Origin of the sequence: Chromobacterium paludis (assembly GCF_008275125.1) — a bacterium.
Classification (GTDB): domain Bacteria; phylum Pseudomonadota; class Gammaproteobacteria; order Burkholderiales; family Chromobacteriaceae; genus Chromobacterium; species Chromobacterium paludis.
Map to the genome: position 1 here is coordinate 3723179 of NZ_CP043473.1, position 22867 is coordinate 3746045.

Annotated in this window: 25 protein-coding genes; 9 read left to right on the forward strand and 16 right to left on the reverse strand. The window is 66.6% G+C overall.

The genetic code is table 11. From position 1 onward, the window contains the following. The first annotated feature begins 38 nt into the window (after positions 1–38). The 3 genes from FYK34_RS17655 (at position 39) to aroG (ending at position 2245) form a co-directional block, all read left to right on the forward strand. Positions 39–344, forward strand: coding sequence for a c-type cytochrome (locus tag FYK34_RS17655; protein WP_149298740.1), 306 nt, complete (start codon positions 39–41; stop codon positions 342–344). A gap of 285 nt (positions 345–629) precedes the next feature. After that, complete coding sequence (dksA, locus tag FYK34_RS17660; protein WP_043627703.1) at positions 630–1040, forward strand: RNA polymerase-binding protein DksA; 411 nt, start codon at positions 630–632, stop codon at positions 1038–1040. A gap of 143 nt (positions 1041–1183) precedes the next feature. Further along, positions 1184–2245, forward strand: a complete 1062-nt coding sequence (gene aroG / locus FYK34_RS17665; protein WP_149298742.1) for a 3-deoxy-7-phosphoheptulonate synthase AroG — start codon at positions 1184–1186, stop codon at positions 2243–2245. Between the two features lie 74 nt (positions 2246–2319). Here the strand turns inward: aroG and FYK34_RS17670 are convergent, their stop codons facing one another. From FYK34_RS17670 to FYK34_RS17685, 4 genes are all read right to left on the reverse strand, one after another. Then, on the reverse strand, positions 2320–3312 hold the full coding sequence (locus FYK34_RS17670) for an extracellular catalytic domain type 2 short-chain-length polyhydroxyalkanoate depolymerase (RefSeq protein ID WP_149298744.1): 993 nt from the start codon (positions 3310–3312) through the stop codon (positions 2320–2322). A gap of 241 nt (positions 3313–3553) precedes the next feature. Then, positions 3554–3943 carry a carboxymuconolactone decarboxylase family protein gene (locus FYK34_RS17675; RefSeq protein WP_149298746.1) on the reverse strand — a complete coding sequence of 130 codons (390 nt, stop codon included), beginning with the start codon at positions 3941–3943 and terminating at the stop codon, positions 3554–3556. A gap of 217 nt (positions 3944–4160) precedes the next feature. Then, complete coding sequence (locus FYK34_RS17680; RefSeq protein ID WP_149298748.1) at positions 4161–5429, reverse strand: deoxyribonuclease II family protein; 1269 nt, start codon at positions 5427–5429, stop codon at positions 4161–4163. A gap of 184 nt (positions 5430–5613) precedes the next feature. Then, positions 5614–7635, reverse strand: coding sequence for an NADPH-dependent 2,4-dienoyl-CoA reductase (locus FYK34_RS17685; RefSeq protein WP_149298749.1), 2022 nt, complete (start codon positions 7633–7635; stop codon positions 5614–5616). A 200-nt stretch (positions 7636–7835) separates the two neighbouring features. Here FYK34_RS17685 and FYK34_RS17690 point away from each other — a divergent pair, with 200 nt between their 5' ends. Continuing rightward, positions 7836–8399 (forward strand): carbonic anhydrase, encoded by a 564-nt coding sequence (locus FYK34_RS17690; RefSeq protein WP_149298750.1) that lies wholly within the window; start codon positions 7836–7838, stop codon positions 8397–8399. A gap of 61 nt (positions 8400–8460) precedes the next feature. Here FYK34_RS17690 and FYK34_RS17695 read toward each other — a convergent pair whose 3' ends face one another. The 10 genes from FYK34_RS17695 to lptM all read right to left on the reverse strand — a co-directional run bounded on the left by FYK34_RS17695 (position 8461) and on the right by lptM (position 16432). Further along, positions 8461–9072: a glutathione S-transferase family protein gene (locus FYK34_RS17695; RefSeq protein ID WP_149298751.1), complete on the reverse strand. Its 612-nt coding sequence runs from the start codon at positions 9070–9072 to the stop codon at positions 8461–8463. Between the two features lie 15 nt (positions 9073–9087). Next, the gene (locus FYK34_RS17700; protein WP_149298752.1) at positions 9088–10008 is read right to left on the reverse strand and encodes an alpha/beta hydrolase; all 921 of its coding nucleotides are present in this window, start codon (positions 10006–10008) and stop codon (positions 9088–9090) included. A 10-nt stretch (positions 10009–10018) separates the two neighbouring features. Next, positions 10019–10600, reverse strand: coding sequence for a GNAT family N-acetyltransferase (locus FYK34_RS17705; protein WP_149298753.1), 582 nt, complete (start codon positions 10598–10600; stop codon positions 10019–10021). A gap of 100 nt (positions 10601–10700) precedes the next feature. Then, positions 10701–11579 carry a phosphoribosylaminoimidazolesuccinocarboxamide synthase gene (locus tag FYK34_RS17710; protein WP_149298755.1) on the reverse strand — a complete coding sequence of 293 codons (879 nt, stop codon included), beginning with the start codon at positions 11577–11579 and terminating at the stop codon, positions 10701–10703. After that, positions 11579–12271 carry a DNA alkylation repair protein gene (locus tag FYK34_RS17715; RefSeq protein ID WP_149298757.1) on the reverse strand — a complete coding sequence of 231 codons (693 nt, stop codon included), beginning with the start codon at positions 12269–12271 and terminating at the stop codon, positions 11579–11581. Before FYK34_RS17715 ends, FYK34_RS17710 begins: the two co-directional genes overlap by 1 nt. A 132-nt stretch (positions 12272–12403) precedes the next feature. After that, positions 12404–13534: a 5-(carboxyamino)imidazole ribonucleotide synthase gene (locus FYK34_RS17720; protein WP_149298759.1), complete on the reverse strand. Its 1131-nt coding sequence runs from the start codon at positions 13532–13534 to the stop codon at positions 12404–12406. After that, positions 13534–14022, reverse strand: a complete 489-nt coding sequence (gene purE / locus FYK34_RS17725) for a 5-(carboxyamino)imidazole ribonucleotide mutase (RefSeq protein WP_149298762.1) — start codon at positions 14020–14022, stop codon at positions 13534–13536. Before purE ends, FYK34_RS17720 begins: the two co-directional genes overlap by 1 nt. A 125-nt stretch (positions 14023–14147) precedes the next feature. Continuing rightward, a complete protein-coding gene (locus tag FYK34_RS17730) occupies positions 14148–14969 on the reverse strand; it encodes a CPBP family intramembrane glutamic endopeptidase (protein ID WP_168209793.1) in 822 nt (273 codons plus the stop codon). 151 nt (positions 14970–15120) lie between these two features. After that, complete coding sequence (locus FYK34_RS17735; protein ID WP_149298766.1) at positions 15121–16218, reverse strand: pyridoxal phosphate-dependent aminotransferase; 1098 nt, start codon at positions 16216–16218, stop codon at positions 15121–15123. Between the two features lie 94 nt (positions 16219–16312). Continuing rightward, entirely contained in the window at positions 16313–16432 is a 120-nt protein-coding gene (lptM, locus tag FYK34_RS17740) for an LPS translocon maturation chaperone LptM (RefSeq protein WP_149298768.1), read from the reverse strand. An 81-nt stretch (positions 16433–16513) separates the two neighbouring features. On the opposite strand from lptM, the gene cyaY reads away from it, so the two are divergent. Together cyaY and FYK34_RS17750 are read left to right on the forward strand one after the other, a co-directional pair. Then, on the forward strand, positions 16514–16834 hold the full coding sequence (gene cyaY / locus FYK34_RS17745) for an iron donor protein CyaY (protein ID WP_231137449.1): 321 nt from the start codon (positions 16514–16516) through the stop codon (positions 16832–16834). A gap of 168 nt (positions 16835–17002) precedes the next feature. Continuing rightward, positions 17003–18232, forward strand: a complete 1230-nt coding sequence (locus FYK34_RS17750) for an ammonium transporter (protein WP_168209794.1) — start codon at positions 17003–17005, stop codon at positions 18230–18232. 51 nt (positions 18233–18283) lie between these two features. Here the strand turns inward: FYK34_RS17750 and FYK34_RS17755 are convergent, their stop codons facing one another. Continuing rightward, complete coding sequence (locus tag FYK34_RS17755) at positions 18284–19090, reverse strand: sulfite exporter TauE/SafE family protein (protein WP_149298772.1); 807 nt, start codon at positions 19088–19090, stop codon at positions 18284–18286. Between the two features lie 152 nt (positions 19091–19242). On the opposite strand from FYK34_RS17755, the gene FYK34_RS17760 reads away from it, so the two are divergent. Beyond that, positions 19243–20103, forward strand: coding sequence for an MBL fold metallo-hydrolase (locus FYK34_RS17760; protein ID WP_149298774.1), 861 nt, complete (start codon positions 19243–19245; stop codon positions 20101–20103). Here FYK34_RS17760 and FYK34_RS17765 read toward each other — a convergent pair. Beyond that, on the reverse strand, positions 20073–20735 hold the full coding sequence (locus FYK34_RS17765; protein WP_149298776.1) for a tetratricopeptide repeat protein: 663 nt from the start codon (positions 20733–20735) through the stop codon (positions 20073–20075). The genes FYK34_RS17760 and FYK34_RS17765 overlap by 31 nt on opposite strands. A 114-nt stretch (positions 20736–20849) precedes the next feature. Between FYK34_RS17765 and cysE the strand changes: the two genes are divergently transcribed. Further along, on the forward strand, positions 20850–21632 hold the full coding sequence (cysE, locus tag FYK34_RS17770; RefSeq protein ID WP_149298778.1) for a serine O-acetyltransferase: 783 nt from the start codon (positions 20850–20852) through the stop codon (positions 21630–21632). Positions 21633–21901: 269 nt separating this feature from the next. Further along, positions 21902–22744, forward strand: coding sequence for an isopenicillin N synthase family dioxygenase (locus tag FYK34_RS17775; protein ID WP_149298780.1), 843 nt, complete (start codon positions 21902–21904; stop codon positions 22742–22744). The last annotated feature ends 123 nt before the right edge of the window (positions 22745–22867 follow it).

Consider the following 22867-nt stretch of genomic DNA (forward strand, 5'->3'; position numbering starts at 1 on the left):
TCTGGCCGGCGGCAATGTGAACGATAGGGAGAATCCACATGAAGAAGACCCTGCTCGCCGCCCTGCTGCTGAGCGCCGTCGCCGCGCCGGCCATGGCCAATATGCAGATGGCCCAGAAATACGGCTGTACCGCCTGCCACGCCGTGGACAAGAAGATCGTCGGCCCGGCCTACAAGGACGTGGCGAAGAAGTACGCCGGCGACAAGGGCGCCGAGGCCAAGCTGATCGCCAAGGTGAAAAACGGCGGTTCCGGTGTCTGGGGCCCGATCCCGATGACCCCGCACCCGAATATTCCGGACGCCGACCTGAAGGCGCTGGTGAAGTGGGTATTGAGCCAGAAATAAACAGCCGTGGCGGCTGTGCTGAGGCGGAAGCGCAACGTTTCCGCCTGCTGAAAAAGGCGGCCTTGGCCGCCTTTGAACTTGTAGGGTAATGGCTTTGTCGAAAACGGCGAGTCTATTGATGTTTTATGAATTCGGGCGGACTTGTTATCAATGCCGGAGCGGACTATAAAAAATGTTAGCAGTTGCGAGTGATTATTTGGAAATAAGCTCAAGACAGTTGCGCAAATATTGGCCCACCGGTAATCTTCTCCGCCTGTTGCCAACTCTATGCTGGAAGCACCAAACATGGCCAAGCTGACCGAACAGGATATCCTCAACTGGGAAGGCGATGATTATATGAACGCCGACCACCTTGAGTTTTTCAAGGACCGGTTGTTGCAGATGCAGCAGGAGTTGCTGGTCAACGCCAACGCGACCGCCAACCATCTGCAAGAACAGGAAGCCACGCCCGATCCGGCTGATCGCGCGACGCTGGAAGAAGAGTACGCGCTGGAGCTGCGCACCCGCGACCGCGAGCGCAAGCTGCTGCAAAAGATCCAGGCTTCCATCCGCCAGATCGAAGACGGCTCCTACGGCTTCTGCGAAGACACCGGCGAACCCATCGGCCTGAAGCGCCTGATGGCTCGCCCCACCGCCACGCTGTCGGTGGAGGCGCAGGAACGCCGCGAGCGCATGAAGCGCCAGTACGCGGACTGATCTCCCAACCGTTTTCCATCAAGCGCCGCCGCCCTCGGGCCGCGGCGCTTTAGCATTCCCTGCGCCGGCGGGTTGTCTAGCGCGGACAAATCCGGTTATCTTGCTGCTATGCAGAAAACGAAATAGCCACAAGGGACAACCGCATGCAACGCCAGACCGACGACGTCAGAATCCGCGAGATCAAGGAACTGCTTCCGCCTATCGCCCACCTGTATGAGCTGCCGATCAGCGAATCGGCCTCCGAGCTGATCTACAACACGCGTCGCGAAATCTCGGCCCTGTTGCGCGGCGAGGACGACCGCCTGCTGGTGGTGATCGGCCCCTGTTCCATCCACGACGTCGACGCCGCCGTGGAATACGCGCAGAAGCTGGCGCCGCTGCGCCAGGCGCTGGCGGACGAACTGGTGGTGGTGATGCGCGTCTATTTCGAGAAGCCGCGCACCACGGTGGGCTGGAAGGGCCTGATCAACGACCCGCACCTGAACGAGTCCTACGACATCAACGCCGGCCTGCGCATCGCGCGCCGCCTGCTGCTGACGCTGAACAATCTGGGCATGCCGGCCGCCACCGAATTCCTCGACATGATCACGCCGCAGTATTTCGCCGACCTGATCAGCTGGGGCGCCATCGGCGCGCGCACCACGGAAAGCCAGGTGCACCGCGAGCTGGCTTCCGGCCTGTCTTGCCCGGTGGGCTTCAAGAACGGCACTGACGGCAACCTGAAGATCGCCGTCGACGCCATTCGCTCGTCCAGCGTGCCGCACCATTTCCTGTCGGTGACCAAGACCGGCCACTCGGCCATCGTCTCCACCGGCGGCAACCCGGACTGCCACGTGATTCTGCGCGGCGGCAAGGAACCCAACTATTCGGCTGAGCACGTGCGCGCCGCCGCCGCCGAGCTGATCGCCGTCGGCCTGCCGCACAAGCTGATGGTGGATTTCAGCCACGCCAACAGCCGCAAGGACTATCGCCGCCAGATGGAGGTCAGCGCCGACGTGGCCGGCCAGATCGCCGGCGGTGACCAGAACATCTTCGGCGTGATGGTGGAGAGCCACCTGGTGGAAGGCCGCCAGGACCAGAAGCCGGGCTGCGAGCTGAAATACGGCCAGAGCATCACTGATGCCTGCCTGGGCTGGGACGATACCGAAAAACTGCTGCGTGAACTGGCCGATGCGGTCAAGGCGCGCCGGGCGCGCGCCGAATAAGCCGGCGTCGTGGTAAAACAGCAATGCCCCGCTTAGACGGGGCATTGTCGTTTCCGCGCGGTCCGATGGCCGCCTTAGCGGGAGACCAGATGGTCGGCCATGCGCTTGATCGCCCGCATCTGTACCCCGCTCTTCCAGGCATAAGCCGGACCGGTGTAGCCGAACCAGTCCCAGCAGCCTTGCGGATTGGCGGCGGAGGTCGTGGTTTGCGGATAGAGCACCAGGATGTGGTTGCTGTCGGCCCAGTTGTTGTAGCCGGCGTGGGCGTAGAAGGCGTCGCCCACCTTGGCGGCGTATTGCTGGCAGCCGTGCAGCGCGATGTGCACGCGGCAGGCCTCGCCCTCGGCGCAGGCGCGCGGTACGTAGACGTAGCCCACCTCGGCCATGCTGCTGCCCGCCGGCGCGTAGCGGCTTTGGCTGAAGGGAACGATGCTGCCGGTGAGCGTCTGGGATTTGGGCCGCAGCGGACCGTAGATCTGTTGCAGAATCACGCCGGCCTGATCGTAGCCCTTGCCTTGTGACTCGCAATGATTGATGTAGGGCGTGTGGGTGGCGGCGCAATCGTTGCCGTAAGCCGGGGTGATTTGGGCGTGGCCGGCCGGCAGGCTGCGCTCATAGGCGATTTGCGCGTTCGGCACGCCCGCCTGGCGGAACCACTCCGCCGCCGCGTCCACCACCTGGGTTTTCACCGTATTGTCCTCGCTGCCGCTGAACAGATAGATGCGGCGGCTGGCCAGCTTGTCCAGCGGGTCGATATGGCCGGCTCGGGCGAACTGGCGCGCGGTGGCCAGCAAGGGGCCGACCGCGGGCGGCTGGCCGATGTTCATGCAGGGGCCGGCGCCGGCCAGGGTGCCTCTGGCGCAGTAGTACGGACCGCCTGCCACCACGCCGGCGCCCACGACAGACGCCGAATAGGCCACCTGATACTGCGCCGCCATGAAGGCGCCGGAGGACAGGCCCGATACCGATGATTGCGCGGGATCGCCGCGAAAGGCCGGCAACGGCTCAGCGGCGAGCGCCGGCAAGGCCAGCAGGGCGATGAGGCCGAACAAGGCTGGGATTTTCATCTGCAACTCCTCGATAGAAAGCCGGCGGCGCCGGCGTGAAGGGGAAATCGCGAAAGCTGTTCCAATAGAACGGTTCAAGATGAAAATGGCAAACGGATAGACAAATAGCAATGGCAATAGGCCGTTCTGCCGGGGGCCGCCGCGCAGAGCGGGTTTGGAGGAGGAATGCAGAACCGCGCTTGCGCGCGGTTTGCGTGTCCAAACCCGCCCGCGGCGCCCAGGCGCGGGAGCCTGCGCGGGTTTAGACGGCGGCGGGTTCCGCCAGCACCTCTTTCAAAGCCACCAGCGCGTTGCTGACCGCCGGTCCGCCGGCGTAGAAGGTCAGCTGCAGAATGGTTTCGTGTATTTGTTGCCGCGTGGCGCCGGCGCGCAGCGCGGCCTCGGCATGCGCCACCAGCTGCACCTGGGCGAAGCCCTGGGTGGCGCAGGCCGCCACCAGGATGAGTTCGCGCGTGGCCAGGTCCAGGCCGGGCCGGCTCAGGATGTGGCCGGTGGCCCAGGCGATGGTCATGTCGGCGAAATCCGGGCTGATGTCCGCCACGGCAGCCACCCGTTCTCCTCCGGTGTGGCCGCCGTGCAAGCGTTCTATCAGTTCCAGGCCTTTTTGATACTGCGCGTCTTGGCGAATCATGGTTGAGTTCCTTGTCGATTGGCTGATGCCCATGCATCTGGCATGCAGTGTCGCCCAGGATCGTCCCGAGATTAAGCCGGCGGCGCGACCATCACTTCAAACCCAGAGTTTTCAATACGCCGCGGCGATGCGCTCTCCTGCGCGATTCTTCCGTAATCCAGTCAAGCGCCTGAGCCGAGGCGCGCCGCCGCCGGCATGGCCTGGCTCAGGGGCGCGGTTAGCGGCTCTTCGTGGACGGCGCGGTGTCGCCGCCTATCAGCTTGGCGATGGAACCGGCCAGCGCGGCGTTGGGCAGCGCGAAAAACAGGCCGCCGCGGCCGTTCTGGGCGCTGGCGCAATTGCCGGCCAGCGCGCCCTCCTGGTTCATGTCGCCGAAGATCGCGTAAGCCGTGCCGCCGCTGGTGCTGACGCCTATTTTGGCGTGGTTGTAGTTCTTGCCCAGGCCGCCCTTCAGCGAGAAAGTTTTGCCGCCCCAGCTGCCCGATGTGGCGATGGCCACCGGGCCTGGCTTGGGCAGGCTGCTGTCCCAGCAGGCCGGCGCGCCGGCCTTGGTCGTGGTCGGGATGGCGGTAGTCTTGCTGCTCTCCCACCAGGTGGCGGCGCGCAGCGCGATGCCGCCCAATTCGGCCGAAACCAGCTGCCACGGCGGCACTTGCAGCTTGGAAGGTTTGGCGATCAGGGTGACGCCGCTGGACAGCTTGCTGACCTGCGGCGCCACGCCGTCGGATTTTTGCCCCAGTTGGCTGACTGCGGCCTGGATGTCGGCCGGGCCGCCGTTCTTGGCGATCTGCGGGTTGCCCGGATCGGTCACCGCGCTGGCGTTGGCCAAGCCCTGCAGCACGGCCAGCACGTCGGCGTGGCTCAGTTTCAGCGAGAAGAAGTGCTGGCTGACTTCCACGTCGTTGTCCTGCACGCAGCCCAGGGTGTTGCCGTCGCTGGTGCGCGGGTATTGCGCGCTGCCGGACGCCGGCCAGGACGGCGTGCTGACCTGCATCACCACGCCGTTGCCTTGGTCGTCCCAAGCCAGCACGCCTTTGGAATGGCCCCACGGCGCGCCGCAGGAATTGCCGGAACAGGAGGCGATCGACGGGTCATCATAGAACTGGTCGTTCCACACCACATAGTTCAGCTTGCCGTTGTAAATCTCGCCGAAGGTGGCGCCCACCGGGTCGGCCGGGGTGTCGCCCACGCAGCCGCCGCCCTGGCTCAAGACGGGCTGGCTGCTGCTGGCGTAGACATACTGCTGGCTGTAGCTTTTGCCGCTGCTGTAGCTCTGCGGGCTGCCGCCGAACTGGCAGCTGTTGACCGGCGCGGCGCTGCCGCAGCCGGGAAAGGACGCGGCGTTGAACTTGAAGGCGAACCACCAGTTGACCGGGTGGCTGGCGTCCAGCAAGGGCGATGGGGCGGCGTGGGACAGGGGGGCGAGCGCGCTCAGCGTCAGCGCGGCGATCAGGCCGCTGCGGCGCAGGGTGGCGGGAACAGGCATGGCATTTCTCCGATATAGGGATTTTTTGACGTGAAGCGGCCGGCATGGGGCCGCGCGTCATGCTGATGGAATACTGTGTATGACGTGTTAAGAAGGGGCGGCAGGAAACAATTTTTAACGTATTCCTGCCATTTAACGAAAAAGCCCCCGCTGGGCGGGGGCTAGTGAACGCGGGCGAGAAGGCTCAGATGGCCGCGGCCAGGCGCGAGCCCTGGTCGATGGCGCGCTTGGCGTCCAGCTCGGCCGCCACGTCGGCGCCGCCTATCAGGTGCACGGTCTTGCCGGCGTCCAGCAGCGGCTGCTGCAGTTCGCGCAGCGGGTCCTGGCCGGCGCAGATCACCACATTGTCCACCGGCAGCACTTGCTGCTCGCCCTTCACCGTGATGTGCAGGCCGGAGTCGTCGATCTTGTCGTAGCTGACGCCGGACAGCATCTGCACGCGCTTCATCTGCAGGCTGGCGCGGTGGATCCAGCCGGTGGTCTTGCCCAGGCCCTCGCCCACCTTGCTGGTCTTGCGCTGCAAGAGGTAGACCTCGCGCGGGCTCTTGTGCGGCTGCGGGCCTTGCGGCGCCAGGCCGCCGGCGGTTTCGCCCGTCATGTCCACGCCCCACTCGCGCATGAAGGCCTCGGTGTTCAGCGAGGTGGATTCGCCCTCGTGGGTCAGGTATTCGGCGGTGTCGAAGCCGATGCCGCCGGCGCCGATGATGGCCACCTTCTTGCCCACCGGCTTTTTGTGCTTGAGCACGTCCAGGTAGTTCAGCACCTTGGGGTGATCGACGCCGGGGATGGCCGGCGTGCGCGGCGCGATGCCGGTGGCCAGGATGACCTCGTCGAAGCCGGCCAGGTCGGCCGCGGCGACGCGGGTGTTCAGCTTCAGCGCGACGCCGGTGGTTTCGATGCGGCGCTGGAAGTAGCGCAGCGTTTCGTAGAACTCTTCCTTGCCCGGAATCTGCTTGGCCACGTTGAACTGGCCGCCGATTTCATTGGCCGCGTCAAACAGCGTGACGGCGTGGCCGCGCTCGGCGGCGACGGTGGCGAAGGCCAGGCCGGCGGGGCCGGCGCCCACCACCGCCAGCTTCTTCGGCGCGGCGGTTTTCTCGTAGTTCAGCTCGGTTTCGCGGCAGGCGCGCGGGTTGACCAGACAGGAGGTCAGCTTGCCCTGGAAGATGTGGTCCAGACAGGCCTGGTTGCAGCCGATGCAGGTGTTGATCTCGTCGCCGCGGCCTGCCGCCGCCTTGTTGACGAAGTCCGGATCGGCCAGGAAGGGGCGCGCCATCGACACCATGTCGGCGCAGCCGCTGGCCAGGATGTCTTCGGCCACTTCCGGCGTGTTGATGCGGTTGGTGGTGATCAGCGGGATCTTCACCGCGCCCATCAGCTTCTTGGTCACCCAGGCGAAGCCGCCGCGCGGCACCATGGTGGCGATGGTGGGCACGCGGGCCTCATGCCAGCCGATGCCGGTGTTGATGATCGTCGCGCCGGCCTTTTCGATCTCGCGCGCCAGCTGGGCCACTTCGTCCCAGCTGCTGCCGTCCTGCACCAGATCGAGCATGGACAGGCGGTAGATGATGATGAATGCCGGGCCGGCCGCCTCGCGCACCGCCTTGACGGTTTCGATGGCGAAGCGGATGCGGTTTTCGAAGCTGCCGCCCCAGTCGTCCGTGCGCTTATTGGTGGCGCGGGCGATGAACTGGTTGATCAGATAGCCTTCCGAGCCCATCACTTCCACGCCGTCGTAGCCGGCCTGCTGCGCCAGCTTGGCGCAGCGCGCGAAGTCGGCGATGGTTTGCCAGACGTCGGCGTCGGACAGCTCGCGCGGCTTGTAGAAGTTGATCGGCGCGATCAAGGGCGAGGCCGACACGCACTTTTCCTGGAAGCTGTAACGGCCGGAGTGCAGGATTTGCAGCGCGATCTTGCCGCCGGCGGCGTGCACGGCGTCGGTGATCAGCTGGTGCTTGGGCACTTCGTGTTCGTCCGACAGCTGGGCCGCGCCTTCCGCCACGCAGCCTTCCGGATTGGGGCCGACGCCGCCGGTGACGATCAGCGCCACGCCGCCCTTGGCGCGTTCGGCGTAGAAGGCGGCCATTTTCTCGAAGCCGTTCGGCGATTCTTCCAGGCCGGTGTGCATCGAACCCATCAGCACGCGGTTTTTCAGCGTGGTGAAACCCAAGTCCAGCGGGGCCAGCAGGTGCGGGTAAGCGCTCATGTTTCTTCCTCGTGTCGTTATCGCTTGGGGCAGGCCCAAGCCTTTGATTCGTCTGGCGATGTCAACCCTGCCGGTCAAGATACTTACTGGTAAGTAAGTTGTCAACGAGGCTGTCCAAAAACCGCTTGGCATGCCAAGGCCAACGCTACTTATAATCCTTGCGGACGGCTAGCGCCGTCGCCAACAAAGGAGAATAAAAGATGTGCCAAACGCACCACGCTCATACCGATTGCCTGACCCCGCTGCAGGAGCGCCCGTTGGGCCGCCGCGGTTTTCTTAAACTGGCCGCGCTGGGTGGCGGCGTCGCGCTGTTGGGCAGCTTCGTGCCGCGCACGGCCTGGGCGGCCGGCGGCACCGACGTGCTGCTGTTGTCCTGCATGGATTACCGGCTGGTCGACGACACCGCCGCCTTCATGAACGGCCTGGGCCTGCGCGACAACTACGACCACATCGTGCTGGCCGGCGCCTCGCTGATTTCCATCACCGACAAGTTCCCGGCCTGGAACACCACCTTCTGGCAGCACCTGGGCGTGGCGATAGACCTGCATCACATCAAGAAGGTGGTGTTGCTGGATCACCGCGATTGCGGCGCTTACAAGGTGGTGTTCGGCGAGGACTTCGCCAAGGAGCCGGAGAAGGAGACGGCCATCCACGCCAAGGCGCTGACGGCGCTGAAGCAGGCCGTTCTGGACAAGCATCCGCAGCTGGCGGTGGACACGTATTTGATGGCCCTGGACGGCAAGGCCGAGGCGATTCCAGCCTGATCGTTGCCCCCGGCTTGCGGATAGAGACGGAAGCGACAAGCCCGCCTGATGGCGGGCTGGTTTATTCGCCGTGTTTCTCGGCGGCGCGGCGGTAGGCCGGGCGGGCCTCGATGCGGTCGACGAAGCGCGCCAGATTGGGATAACGCTGGCGGCCGTCGCCGCGCACCGCGATCTGGGCGACGAAGGACAGCTGCACGTCCGCGCCGCTCAACTCGTCGCCGACGAAGTAGTCGCGACCGTCCAGCTCGCGCTCCAGGTAGCCCAGGTGGTTGTCCAGCTCGCTGTGGATGCGCGGATGCAGCGGCGCGCCGGCTTCGCCCAGGAAGCCGACGTAAAGCTGCAGCAGGATGGGCAGCATGGCCGAGCCTTCGGCATAGTGCAGCAGCTGCGCGTAGCGGTTGTAATCCGGCGAGGCGATGTCGGGCGCGAAGCGGCCGTTGCCGTAGGTGCGGATCAGGTAGTCGATGATGGCGCCGGATTCGATCAATACCGTGTCGCCGTCGCGCAGCACCGGGGCCTTGCCCAGCGGGTGGATGGCCTGCAGCGCCGGCGGCGCCAGCCGGGTTTGCGGGTCGCGTTCGTAGCGCACGACGGCATAGTCTTGGCCTAGCTCTTCCAGCAGCCAGGTGATGCGGCGCGAGCGCGATTGGTTCAGGTGGTGGACTTCTATCATGACGGACTCCGGGATTCAGGCGGCGGGCGCGACGCGCGCCAGCCAGGCGAGGATATCGCTTTCCACCTCGGCGCGGTTGCTCTCGTTCAGCATCTCGTGGCGGCCGCCTGGATAGACCTGGCTTTGCAGGTCCAGCGCGCCGGCGTCGCGGTAGCGGATTTCCAGCTGGCCCAGCGCCAGCTTGCCCAGGCTGACCGGGTCGCGGCTGCCGGCGAACAGCAGGATGGGGCAGCGGCGGTTGATGCCCGCGCCGGCGGCCTCGCCGGCCTCCATCTCCACGATGCCGCCGAACAGGTCGGCCCATAGGCCCGGCGTCGGATCGAAGCCGCAGTCCGGGTCGGCGAGATAGGCGTCCACCTCGGCCGCGTCGCGGCTCAGCCAGTCCATGCCGGTGCGCCAGGGCGGAAAGCCCAGGTTGAAGCTGCCGAACACCAGCGCCGCCATTAGCCGGCTGGGTTTATCCCAGCCATTGCGGCGGCCCAGGAAGCGCGCCAGCGCGCCCAGCAGCCGCGCCAAGGGGCGCTGGCGATAGCCGGTGGACGACAGCATCAGGCCGGACAGCTGGCCGCCGTAGCGCAGGAAATAGGCGCGGGCGATGAAGCTGCCCATGCTGTGGCCCAGCAGGATGATGGGCAGGCCGGGATGTTCGGCGGCGGCGTGGCGGCGCACGGCTTCCACATCGTCCACCACCTTGCGCCAGCCGTCTTCGGCGGCGAAGAAGCCGCGCGGCGCGGGCGAGGCGCCGTGGCCGCGGTGGTCGTGCGCGTACACCGCGTAGCCGGCGGCGGCCAGCGTGCGCGCGAAGCGGTCGTAGCGCGCGCCGTATTCGCTCATGCCGTGGGAGATCAGCAGCGCGGCGCGGATCGGCCCTTCCGGCCGCCAGCGGCACAGCGGAATGGCGACGCCGTCGGCGGCGGTCAGGGTGGAGCGTTGCATGCGGTGCCTCTCAGCCGAGCAAGACGCGGCTGTCGAAATTAGGGTTCAGCAGTGAAGTCAGCACGTGGTCGCGCCAGGCGCCGTTCAGGAACAGGTAATCCTTGGCCTGACCCTCTACGGTGAAGCCCAAGCGTTGGAGCAGGGCCGCGCTGCGCGCGTTGGCCGGCTGGTAATTGGCCTGGATGCGATGCAGCTTCAAGTCATCGAAGGCGAAGCGTATCGCCGCCTGCAGCGCCTCGCGCATCAGGCCCTGGCCTTCGCAGGCCTGGTCTACGCCGTAGCCCAGGTGACAGGCCTGGAACACGCCGCGCACGATATTGCTGAAGCCCACGGTGCCGATGACGCGGTCAGGTTGTTCGCGCGTCGCCAGCAGGAAGCGCGCGCTGTGGCCTTCCGTCCAGGAGCGCGCGCCCTGGCGCATCTGGGTGCGCCAATAGTCTTCGCTGTAGTACTGCGGCCCAGGCGTCGGCCCCCAGGGCTCCAGGTGGGCGCGGTTGCGGCTGTGGTAGTCCAGCGCGGCCGCCGTCAGGTCCGGGTGGGCCGGCAGCAGCTTCAGGCGCGGGGTGTCGAGTGCGGGTTGGATCAGGCTCATGGCGTGGCGGCTTTATGACAAGGCAGTAGATGGTAGTCGCAACTAGGCCTGATGCTCAAGTCATGCCGCCGGCGCGGCCGGCGGCAGCTGGGAGAGGACGTTAGCCGGCCAGGCGCTCCAGCGCCTCGCGGTACTTGGCGGCGGTTTTCTCGCGCACGTCCAGCGGCACGGCCGGGGCCGGGGCCTGCTTGTTCCAGCCGGAGGCTTCCAGCCAGTCGCGCACGAACTGCTTGTCGAACGACGGTGGATTGCTGCCCGGCTGGTAGCTGTCGGCGGGCCAGAAGCGGCTGGAGTCCGGCGTCAGCGCCTCATCCATCAGCGTCAGCACGCCGTTTTCGTCCAGGCCGAACTCGAACTTGGTGTCGCAGATGATGATGCCGCGCGTGGCGGCGTAGGCGGCCGCGGTCTTGTACAGCAGGATGGCGGTGTCGCGCACCTGGGCCGCCAGCTCCGCGCCGACGATGGCTTCGCACTGGGCGAAGCTGATGTTCTCGTCGTGATCGCCCACCGCCGCCTTGGTGGAGGGGGTGAAGATGGGCTCGGGCAGCTGGTCCGCTTCCTTCAGGCCTGCGGGCAGGGCGACGCCGCAGATGGAGTTGGACTGCTGGTATTCCTTCCAGCCGGAGCCGGCCAGGTAGCCGCGCACCACGGCCTCGATCGGCACCGCCTTCAAGCGCTTGGCCACCACGGCGCGGCCTTGCACCTGCGGCAGGTCTTCCGCCGCCACCACGTCTTCCGGCTGGTCGCCGGTCAGGTGGTTGGGCACCACGTCCTTCAGTTTTTCAAACCAGAAATTGGAGATGGCGGTCAGAATCTGGCCCTTGGCCGGGATCGGGTCGTCCAGGATCACATCGAAGGCGGACAGCCGGTCGGTGGCGATCATCAGCATGCGCTGCTCGTCGATCTCGTACAGATCGCGCACCTTGCCGGAGTAGATCTTCTTCAGGCTGGTCAGGTGGGTGGTGTTCAGTCCGGTCATCATGCTTCCTTCGCGGGCAGGGGGTTCTGTTGGATTCGTTTCAGCGCTTCGCGCCGCGACAGCGGCGACAGCGCGGCGGACGCGACGAAGCCGCGCACGGCATCGGCGTCGGTGTAGGCGTATTCGCGCAAGGCCCAGCCTATGGCCTTGCGGATGAAGAATTCGGTGTCGGCGGCATTGGCCGCGCAATAGCGGAACAGCCGCTCGACGTCGGTGTCGCGCTTCCAGTACAGCTGGTGCAGGATGGCGATGCGGCGCAGCCAGAAATCGCCGTCGCCGGACAGCCTGTCCATGTCGCTCTGCAGCTCGCGCCGCGCGCGGACCTGTTCGCCTATGATCCAGGCGGCCAAGCCGTCAACGGTGTCCCACCAGGATTTGTCGCTAACCAGCGCCAGCAGCCGCGGCAAGGCGGAGGCCGGCAGCATGGCGGCGTGCCGGGCCAGCAGGTCCACCGCCACGTATTGGAATTCGCGCTCCGGCTGCCGCCACAGCGCTTCGGCTAGTTCCAGCCAGCCGTCGGGGCCGGCCGCGTCATGCGATTTGATCCACGGCCCGGCGGCCTTGCGCCTGGCCGGCGCGGGGACGCCGAGGAAATCGAACTGCTCGCGCATATAGGCGCGCATCGCCGGCGCGCGAGATGGGTTGGCGACTGAGTTCAGCGCCGCGCGCAAAGACGAAAGTGACGTGTTCATGCGCGGGTTTTCCGGGCAGCGGCTTCGTGGGGCAACAAAGCAAAAAGCCCCGGGGTTCGGCGCAGTTCGGGATGGGTGAACAGGCTTACTGACAGGGGCTGGATGGAACGATTATACATGGGCATTTCGGGCTTACAAGGTGTCCTTCAACGCCCTGGCCTGCTCCAGCGCCTCGTCCGCCGTGGCGGCCATCACGTTGAAGTGGCCCATCTTGCGGCCCGGGCGCGCGGCTTTTTTGCCGTACAGGTGCAGCTGGGCGTTGGGCGCCTCCATCAGCACGTCCCAGTTCGGTTCGCCGCCGTCTTCTTTCCAGACGTCGCCCAGCAGGTTGACCATCACCACCGGGCTGAGCAGGTCGGTCTTGCCCGGCAACAGGCCGCATAGGGCGCGCACCTGTTGTTGGAATTGATCCGTCAGGCAGGCGGTGAGCGTGTAGTGGCCGGAGTTGTGCGGGCGCGGGGCGATTTCGTTGACCACCAGGCTGTCGTCGGCCAATACGAAGAACTCCACCGCCAGCACGCCGACGTAATCGAGCGCGTCGGCCAGCTTGCGGGCCATGTCCTGCGCCTGCGCGGCCAGCGCCGGGGCTATGCGCGCCGGCACGATGGATTCGTCCAGGATGCCGTCCTGGTGGAGGTTTTCCGCCACCGGGAACACCGCGCTTTGCGCCGCGCTGACGCGGGTGACGATGGCCGACACTTCCAGCTTGAGGTCCAGCATCTTTTCCAGCACGCAGGCCTGGCCGCCCAGATTGGCGTAGGCGGCGCGCGCCTCGGCGGCGGTTTTCACCCGCACCTGGCCCTTGCCGTCGTAGCCCAGGCGGGCGGTTTTCAGGATGCCCGGCAGATAGGGCGCCAGGTCCACCTGGATATCTTCCACGCTCTCGATGGCCAGATACGGCGCGGTCGGCAGGCCGGCCTTGTTGATCCAGCTTTTCTCGGCGATGCGGTCCTGGGCGATGGCCACGCAGTCGCCGGACGGCGACACGCGGGTGGTCTTGGCCAGCTCGCGCATGGCGTCGGCGTTGACGTTTTCAAACTCGGTGGTCACGGCGGCACAGCTTTGCGCCAGCTCGCGCAGCGCGGCCGGGTCATTGTACGGCGCGCGGATGTGGCGGTCGGCGAAGGCCGCCGCCGGCGCGTTTTCGTCCGGGTCCAGCACGGTGACGCGGTAGCCCATGGTCTTGGCGGCCACGGCGAACATGCGGCCCAGCTGGCCGCCGCCGAGTATGCCCAGCATGGCCGGCGGCAGGATGGCGGCCATTATTCGACCTCCGGCAGCGTCATCGCCAGCACGGTTTGTTCCTGTTCCCGGCGGAAGGCCACCAGTTTCTCGGCCAGCTCCGGCCGCGTGGTGGCCAGCATGGCCACGGCGAACAGCGCGGCGTTGGCGGCGCCGGCCTCGCCGATGGCGAAGGTGGCCACCGGTATGCCCTTGGGCATTTGCACGATGGACAGCAGCGAATCCTCGCCGCGCAGGTATTTGGACGGCACCGGCACGCCCAGCACCGGCACGTGGGTCTTGGCCGCCAGCATGCCGGGCAGGTGGGCGGCGCCGCCGGCGCCGGCGATGATGGCCGCCAGGCCGCGCGGCGCGGCCTCTTCGGCATACTGGAACAACAGGTCCGGGGTGCGGTGGGCGGAGACGACGCGGGTTTCGCAGGCGACGCCGAAGCGCTTCAGCATGCTCGCGGCGTGCTGCATCACTTCCCAGTCGCTATTGCTACCCATCACGATGCCGACTTCAATCATGGCGGTGCTGCTCGCGTATGGTGAACGAAGACCGCGATTTTAACCGAGGCCGGCGGCTATCCGTTATGGTTTTTTATTTTCATATCAAGACAGTTAGCGCATAAAGCCGTCTGGAATCGCACGGTTCACGCCAGTTTCGGATACGTGAACAGCAAGAGGTGCAGCGTGTTGAAGGCCAGGTGGGCCAGCACCGCCAGCCACAGCTGGCGGCGCGCGGCGTAGACCAGGCCGTAGCCTATGCCGGCCAGGGTGGCCAGCGCCATCCAAGCCCAGCCGCCGGCCAGGTGGGCCAAGCCGAACAAGAGCGAGGCCGCCAGCAGCGCGGCGAATGGCTCGGTGCGCAGCTCCAGCCAGCGTTGGACGCCGCCGCGGAAGAAAGCCTCCTCCACCAGCGAGGTCAAAAAGCAGTTGGCCAATAGCCAGGGCAGCAGCCAGGCCGGCCACTTGGGCGCGAAGCCGATGATGCCGGTGGCGGCGGCGATGCCGAGCACGAACAGCAGCGCCAGCGCGCCCACCGCGGCCGCCGGCCAGCCCAGCCGGCGCTCCGGCAGCGGCGAGGCGCTCAGGCCCAAGAGCAGCAGCAGGCCGGCCAAGCCCTTGTCGTAACTCCAGAACAGCCGGTATGGCGCGCTGTCCACGCTGGCCTTGCCCTGCCATAGCAGGGGGTTGTCGAAGCCGGGCAGTGCGTGCACCGCCAGCGCCAGCAGCAGGGCGATCCACACCACGGTCAGCTCGGCGCGGGGGGCGCGCAATTGTGCCAGCGTCAGGCCGACGGCGGCCGCGGCGAAAACCACGCCCAGCGGTTGCAGCACGCCGGCGGCCAACGCCACCACGGCGCTAGCAGACAGCGCGATCCAGGCGGGCGGCTGGTGGCGCAGGCTGGCGGAGAGCAGGCCTAGCGCCAGCAGCGCGAAGGCGGCCAGCGGCAGGGAGGACGGCAGGAACATGCGGACTCCATATAGTGGGCTCATCCGCAATGATAACGGCAGCGGCGGCGGCGCGTCAGGCTAGGCGGCGCTTGGCCTTGCTGGGCAAACTTCTTTGGCGAGCCTGGGCCAAGGCGGCGCAGCGCAGAAGCCGGCCTTGGCTGGATGGGTCTTAGTGGTGTCCGGCCAGCGCGTCCAGCACCTTGCTGGACAGGGCCGGAGGCTGGGCGGTGACGCGCAGCAGATGGCGCAGCGCCGGGTGCGGCGGCCGGTGCACGGCCACGCCGTCGGCCAGCAGGCGGCGCTGGATGTCTTCGGCGGCGGCGGCGTTGGGGTAGAGCACGGCCACGAAATTGGTGTGGGAGGGCAGCACGGTCAGGTCGCGGCCGCGCAGCGCCGTTTCCAGCTTGTCGCGCAATTGCAGCGTGGCTTGCACCAGCTGGCGCGAGTAGTCCGGGTCATCGAATACCAGGGCGGCGGCGTGCTGGGCCAGGCCGGACAGCGCGTACTGCGGCCGGATCTGGTCCGCCTTGGCGATGATGTCGGCGGAGGCCAGCGCGAAGCCTATGCGCAGGCCGGCCAGGCCGTAGGCCTTGGACAGCGTGCGCAGCCGCAGCGTGTTGGGCAGGACGCCGGCTGGCGGCGCCTCCTGCGGCGCGACGCAGAAGTCGACATAGGCCTCGTCCAGGATCAGCATGGTGTGGGTGGGCAGCTGTTGGCGCAGCGCCTGAATGTCGGCGGCGGACCAGTAGTGGCCGGTGGGATTATCCGGATTGGCCAGGTACAGCGCCACCGCGCGCTCGGCCTGCGCCACCTCGCATAGCCGGGCCAGGTCAGGCCGCAGGCCTATGCCTTGCTGGCGATAGGGCACTTCCAGGATGCGGGCGCCCACACCCTCGGCGAAATAGCGGAAGGTGGGATAGGTGCCGGCGCTGCACACCACGGCGTCGCCGGCGTTGCAGCGCAGGCGCAGCGCCAGCAGGATCAGGCTGTCCGCGCCGGCATCGAACAAGACTTGGCTGGCCTCCACGCCGTGCAACCGGGCCGCGCGCTCGCGCAGCGCCAGCGCGTAGGGATCCGGATACAGCCGCGCCAGCTCGGCCAGCGCCTCGCCCCATTGCGCCAGCAGTGGGGAGTCGACGCGGACCAGGCTTTCATTGGCGCCCAGCCGGCTGGCCACCTTGTGGCCCAGCGCCGCTTCCAGCTTGGCGATGCCGGGAAACGGGTTGACGATGGTGTGGTGTTCCAGATGGCGCGCGTAATGAGGCATGACGGTTCCCGGTATTCCAATGGATTGAGGCCATTCTAGGCCAAGGGCCTTATCGGACAAGCAATCGTTTGGAAATATCCTTATGCTAACGGTATCATCGGGCCGCGGAGGCCGCATGCTGGGGGCCGGGCTGCTGCGGCAGCACTAGCGGGCCCTTGTAGCCGCAGGCGGTCAGGAGCAGGATCAGGCCGGCGCAGGCGAGCAGGGTACGCATACTGGAAGTCCGTTGTGGCAAAATCGACATACTAGCAAAACCACGCCGCGCCGTGTTGCGCCGGCCAGCGCCATAGGAACCATCATGACCGAAAGCGAATTTCTGCAACTTAGCGACGCCATCTTCGACCGCATCGAACAGGCGCTGGACGACCACGAGCTGGACGTCGATACCGTGCGCCAGGGCAATGTGCTGGAGATCGAGTTCGACAGCGGCGAGAAAGTGGTGGTCAACCGCCATGCGTCCAATCAGGAAATGTGGATCGCGGCCAAGAGCGGCGGCTACCACTTCGCCCGCCGCGGCGAGGATTGGATCGCCGCGCGCGACGGCTCCGAGTTCTTCTCCACCCTGGCCGAGGCGATCCGCGCCGGCAGCGGCGAAGCATTCGACTTTGCCGTTTGATTGGATATGCCAAAGCGGTTTTATGTCTTGAAAATCAATGCATTTACAAAGTGTTTACATTTGTTAATGTTCTGGTAAGAACTTGATCTGAAGCAGGTAATAGTCCAGCTACAAGCAGCAATATTCGAGCGAGACGATTTTCTAATATTGCTTTGCGAGGACTGGATCATGCTCTCCCCAACCATCAATGTCGGCAACACCGGCTTCATGCTGCTGTGCGCCAGCCTGGTCATGCTGATGACGCCCGGACTGGCTTTCTTTTACGGCGGCTTGGTCGGCCGCAAGAACGTGCTTACCATCATGGCCCAGAGCTTCATGTCTCTGGGCTGGACCACGGTGCTGTGGTTCGCCTTCGGCTACTCGATGTGCTTCGGCCCCAGTTGGCACGGCATCGTCGGCGATCCCACCTACTACGCCTTCATGCGCGGCGTCACGCTGAACACCATGTACGCCGGCAACGACGCCGGCATTCCGCTGATCGTGCACGTGGCCTATCAGATGATGTTCGCCATCATCACCCCGGCGCTGATCACCGGCGCCTTCGCCAACCGGGTGACGGTCAAGGCTTATTTCCTGTTTCTGACCGGCTGGCTGGTGCTGGTCTATTTCCCCTTCGTCCACATGGTGTGGAGCCCGGACGGCCTGCTGGCCAAGTGGGGCGTGCTGGACTTCGCCGGCGGCATCGTGGTGCACAACACCGCCGGTTTCGCCGCGCTGGCGTCCATCCTGTATGTCGGCCGCCGCTCGCTGGTGGAAAACAAGCCGCACAATGTGCCGCTGATCGCGCTGGGCACCGGCCTCTTGTGGTTCGGCTGGTATGGCTTCAACGCCGGTTCTGAATTGAAGGTGGACGCCGTGACTGCCTCCGCCTTCCTGAACACCGACGTGGCCGCCTCCTTCGCCGGCACCGCCTGGTTCCTGCTGGAATGGTCGCACGCCAAGCAGCCCAAGTTCGTCGGCCTGCTGACCGGCGCCGTGGCCGGCCTGGCCACCATCACCCCGGCCGCCGGCTATGTGTCGCTGAGCAGCGCCGCCGTGATCGGCCTGATCGCCGCCGTGGTGTGCTACTACGCGGTGCAGCTGAAAAACCGCCTGCAATGGGACGACGCGCTGGATGTGTGGGGCGTGCACGGCGTGGGCGGCTTGCTGGGCACCATCCTGCTGGGCGTGTTCGCCACCAAGGGCTGGAACGCCTCCGGCGCCGACGGGCTGCTGTACGGCAACGCCGGCTTCCTGTTCAAGCAAATCGTCGCCGCCGTGGTGTCCGGCGCCTGGGCGTTCGGCTTCACCTACGGCATGCTGTGGCTGATAGACCGCGTCACGCCGGTCAAGGTGGGGGCCGCCGTGGAGCAGGCCGGCCTGGATGTCAGCCTGCACGGCGAAGAAGCCTATATCTGAGCGGACCCGATTTCGCTCTCCTCAGCCGCGGCCTGTCCGCGGCTTTTTGGTTTACGCCAGGCTGGTGGCCGCATGCCACAGCATGGAAAACGATACCGCCGCCACCAGCGCGGCAAAGCCGCGCAACAGCTGGGAGGGTGACAGCCGGTGCACCAGCCGTCGCCCCAGCAGCATGCCGGCCATCGCCGCCAGCACGAAGCCCATGCTGGGCAGCGCGGGCAACCGCGCGCCATGCCACAGCGCGGACGCCACGCCGCCGCTGCCCACCAGGGCGATCACCAGCAAGGACGTGGCGACGATGGCGTGCATGCCCAGGTCGCTGAGCCGGCGCAGCGCCGGCACGATGACGAAGCCGCCGCCCACGCCCAGCAAGCCGGTCAGGAGGCCGGTGAAGGCGCCGACGCCGGCCAGCGCGGCCAGGCTGGCCGGGTTCCAGCGCAGGCGGCCGGTGTCCGGATTCACTTGGCAAACGGCATCCCTGTGCGGCGCGGCCGCCGTTGGCGCGGCGCGGGCCGCGCGCCAGGAACGGGCCGCCACGATCAGCATGATCAACGCGAACAGCGCGCTCAGCCAGGCCGCCGGCACCTGATGCGCCAGGCGGATGCCCAGCGAGGTGAAGGGCACGCCGCTGACGGCCATCAGCAAGGCCGCGCGGTAGCGCACCTGCCGCCGTCGCCAGCCCTCGTAAGCGCCCAGCGCCGCGCCTGCCACCACGGCCAGCAGCGCCACCGGGGCAGCCTGCGGCAGGCTCCAGCCCTGGGACGCCATCAGGGCGGGAATGGCCAGGATGCCGCCGCCTGCGCCGGTCAGGCCCAGCACCGCCCCCACCAGTGCGCCCAGGGTCAGCGTCAGCAGCATGGCGAGTCCTCCAGGCGCGTTTGGCGCGGATGCGGGCGGCTGGCGCTGGCCAGGTAGTCTAGAGTGGATGTCATGATGGCTCCAGGAAGATATACTTTACAATATTATATAAATAAATATAATGATGTAAAGGACTCAACGCGGAGAAAACCATGCCCGTCCAGATCGCAAGCTTCCATGACGATGCCACCGAGACCATTTGCCATGTGGTGTACGACCAGGCAGGCGGCCACGCCGCCATTGTCGACCCGGTGCTGGATTTCGATTCCAAATCCGGCCGCACCGCTCACCGCTTCGCCGACAGGCTGCTGGCCTTCCTCGCCGAGCAAAGCCTGACCCTGCAGTGGATATTGGAAACCCACGCCCATGCCGACCATCTGTCCGCCGCGGCCTATCTGAAGCAGCGGGCCGGCGGCCGCATCGGCATCGGCCGCCGCATCGGCGAAGTGCAGGCCGTATTCAAGCGGGTGTTCAATCTGGAAGCGGGCTTTGCTTGCGACGGCTCGCAGTTCGACCAATTGTTCGAAGACGGCGACGTGTTCCGCATCGGCCAGCTGGAAGCGCGCGTGCTGGCCCTGCCCGGGCACACGCCGGCCGACATCGGCTATCAGGTGGAAGACGCGGTTTTCGTCGGCGATACGCTATTCATGCCGGACGTGGGCACCGCGCGCTGCGACTTTCCCGGCGGCGACGCCGTTCAGCTGTACCGCTCCATCCGCAAGCTATTGGCGCTGCCGGACGCCACCCGGCTGTTCTTGTGCCATGACTACCCGCCGCCGGGCCGCCAGCCAGCCTGGTGCGTCACCGTGGCCGAACAGCGACGCGCCAATCTGCACGCGCGCGACGGCGTGGACGAGGCGGCATTTGTCGCCATGCGCCAGGCGCGCGATGCGACGCTGGACATGCCGCGGCTGATCCTGCCGGCCATCCAGGTCAATATCCGCGCCGGCCAATTGCCGCCGGCCGAGGACAACGGCGTGCGCTACTTGAAGCTGCCGCTGGACGCGCTGTGAGCGCGGCGCGCCGTTTCCTGGCGGGCCAGGTCCAGTGCCTTGGCGCGCGCCCCGGCATCGCCCTGCGCCGCCGCGCGCGCGTACCAGCGTATCGCCGCCGGGATGTCCTGCTTCACGCCGCGGCCGTGCTCGTACATGCTGGCGGTCAGGTATTGCGCGCCGGCGTCGCCCTGCTTGGCCGCCTCCTCGTACCAGTAGGCGGCCAGGCGGTCGTCCTGCGGCGCGCCGCGGCCAAGGAAATATTGAGTGGCCAGGTCGATCTGCGCCGGCAGATAGCCCTGGCGGGCGGATAGCTGGAACCAGCGCGTGGCCTCGGTCAGCGACTTGGGCAGGCCGTCGCCGCGCTCGGCCAACAGGCCCAGCGCATGCTGCGCCTGGGCCAGTTTGAGATCGGCGGCGCGGCGCAGCCAGTACAGCGCCTGCGTCTTGTCCACGGGCCCGGCCTCGCCTTTCCAATCCATCATCGCCAGGTCGAAGGCGGCCACGCGGTCGCCCTTTTCGGCCGCCTGCCAGAAGGCGATGCGGGCCGCGGCCAGCCGGCCTGCCTGGTAATCGGCCCAGCCCGGCACTTCCGGCGCGGCGGCCAACGCGGCCAAGCTGAACAGCAATGGCCAGATCGCAAGACGTTTCATGTCCACCCTCCCCTGTTTTCAGCTTAGTCGCCGCCGCGCCTGCATTCTGTCGGCTGACGAGCCGGCCCGCGGCAGGCTACACTAGCTGGCTAGATTTCATTTCCGGAGTCCCCGATGAATGCCTCCCTGGTTGATCCGCTGTGGTCGGCCATCCGCGACGAAACGCTGGCGGCGGTCGACGATGAGCCGCTGCTGGCCAGCTTTCTGCACATGACCGTACTGCGCCACGCCACGTTGGAAGACGTGCTGGCGTTTCACTTGTCCAGCAAGCTCGCCAGTCCGGTGATGGACCCGCGCGCGCTGCTCGAGCTGTTCCGCGAGGCCTTCCAGGCCGATCCGGCCATCAGCGCGGCGATGCGCGCGGACATCCGCGCCTGCTACGAGCGCGATCCGGCTTGCGACCGCTATTCCACGCCGCTCTTGTACTTCAAGGGCTTCCATGCCATCCAGAGCCAGCGCATCACGCACTGGCTGTGGCAGCAGGGGCGCACCACGCTGGCGCTGTTCCTGCAAAACCGCATTTCCGAGGTGACCGGCGCCGACATCCACCCGGCCGCGCGCATCGGCGAGGGCGTGATGCTGGACCACGGCACCGGCCTGGTGGTGGGCGAAACCGCCGTCATCGGCAACAATGTGTCCATCCTGCACGGCGTGACCTTGGGCGGCTCCGGCAAGGAGCGCGGCGACCGCCATCCCAAGATAGGCGACGGCGTGATGCTGGGCGCGGGCGCGGCGGTGCTGGGCAATATCCGCGTCGGCGAATGCGCCAAGGTGGGCGCCGGCAGCGTGGTGCTGGAGGACGTGCCGGCCCACACCACGGTGGCCGGCGTGCCGGCGCGCGTGGTGGCCCAGGCCTGTCCGGGCACGCCGGCGCTGGACATGGATCAGCGGGTGTAGCGCGCTGACAGCGTCGTGTAATTAAAGTACACCCAAGCGCCATGCCCTGGCCCGGGGCGGCGCCTGTCGAGCAGCTGGGCCGCGGGCGGGTCCCGCGCGTCCGCATGGCGCATGGCCCTTGCGCCGCAAGCGAATCCGGCGCTTGGTCGTTTTCCAACAGTCGCCATGTCGACGGCTTGGCCGCGTGTAATTTAGCCGTTACAATGCGCGCGGCCGGCGACCGCCCCGATATTGCATGGCGGCGCCGGGTTCATCAGGAAAACCACCCCATGAACGTCAGAGTTGTCGACTACCGCGCCGCCGACGCCGCGGAGCAGTTCACCCGTTCCCTGCACGAAACCGGCTTCGGCGTGCTGACCAACCACCCCATCCCGCAAGACCTGGTCGAGAAGATCTACGCCGACTGGCTGGCCTTCTTCAATAGCGAAGAGAAGTTCGACTACGCCTACTCGGTGGAAAAGCAGGATGGCTGGTTCTCGCCGGAAGTGTCGGAAACCGCCAAGGGCGCCACGCTCAAGGACATCAAGGAATACTTCCACATCTACCCGTGGGGCCGCGTGCCGCCGGCGCTCAAGGCCGACGCCGACCGCTACTACGGCATCGCCAACCAGCTGGCGCAAGAGCTGCTGTCCTGGGTGCAGCAGTACACCCCGTCCGACATCGCCGCCAACTACCGCGAACCGCTGTCGCACATGATAGAGGGCAGCGAGCAGACCCTGCTGCGCGTGCTGCGCTACCCGCCGCTGACCGGCGATGAGCCGGCCGGCTCGCTGCGCGCCGCCGCCCACGGCGACATCAATCTGCTGACCATCCTGCCGGCCGCCAACGAGCCGGGCCTGCAAGTGCAGGACAAGAACGGCGACTGGATAGACGTGCCCTGCGACTTCGGCACCCTGGTGGTCAACATCGGCGACATGCTGCAGGAAGCGTCCGCCGGCTACTACCCGTCCACCCAGCACCGCGTGGTCAACCCGACAGGCGAAGGCGCCAAGAAGAGCCGCGTATCGCTGCCGCTGTTCCTGCACCCGCGCCCGGAGGTGGTGCTGTCCGATCGCCACACCGCCGGCAGCTATCTGGACGAGCGCCTGCGCGAGCTGGGCGTGAAGATGTAAGTCGAGCCCGATCCATGAAAAAGCCGAAGCGTCGCTTCGGCTTTTTTATTTGGGTCAAATTGTCCTAGGTGCGAGGCGCGGATTCGCCAACTACGATGACACTAGGCGCGGCGCTTTCCGCCA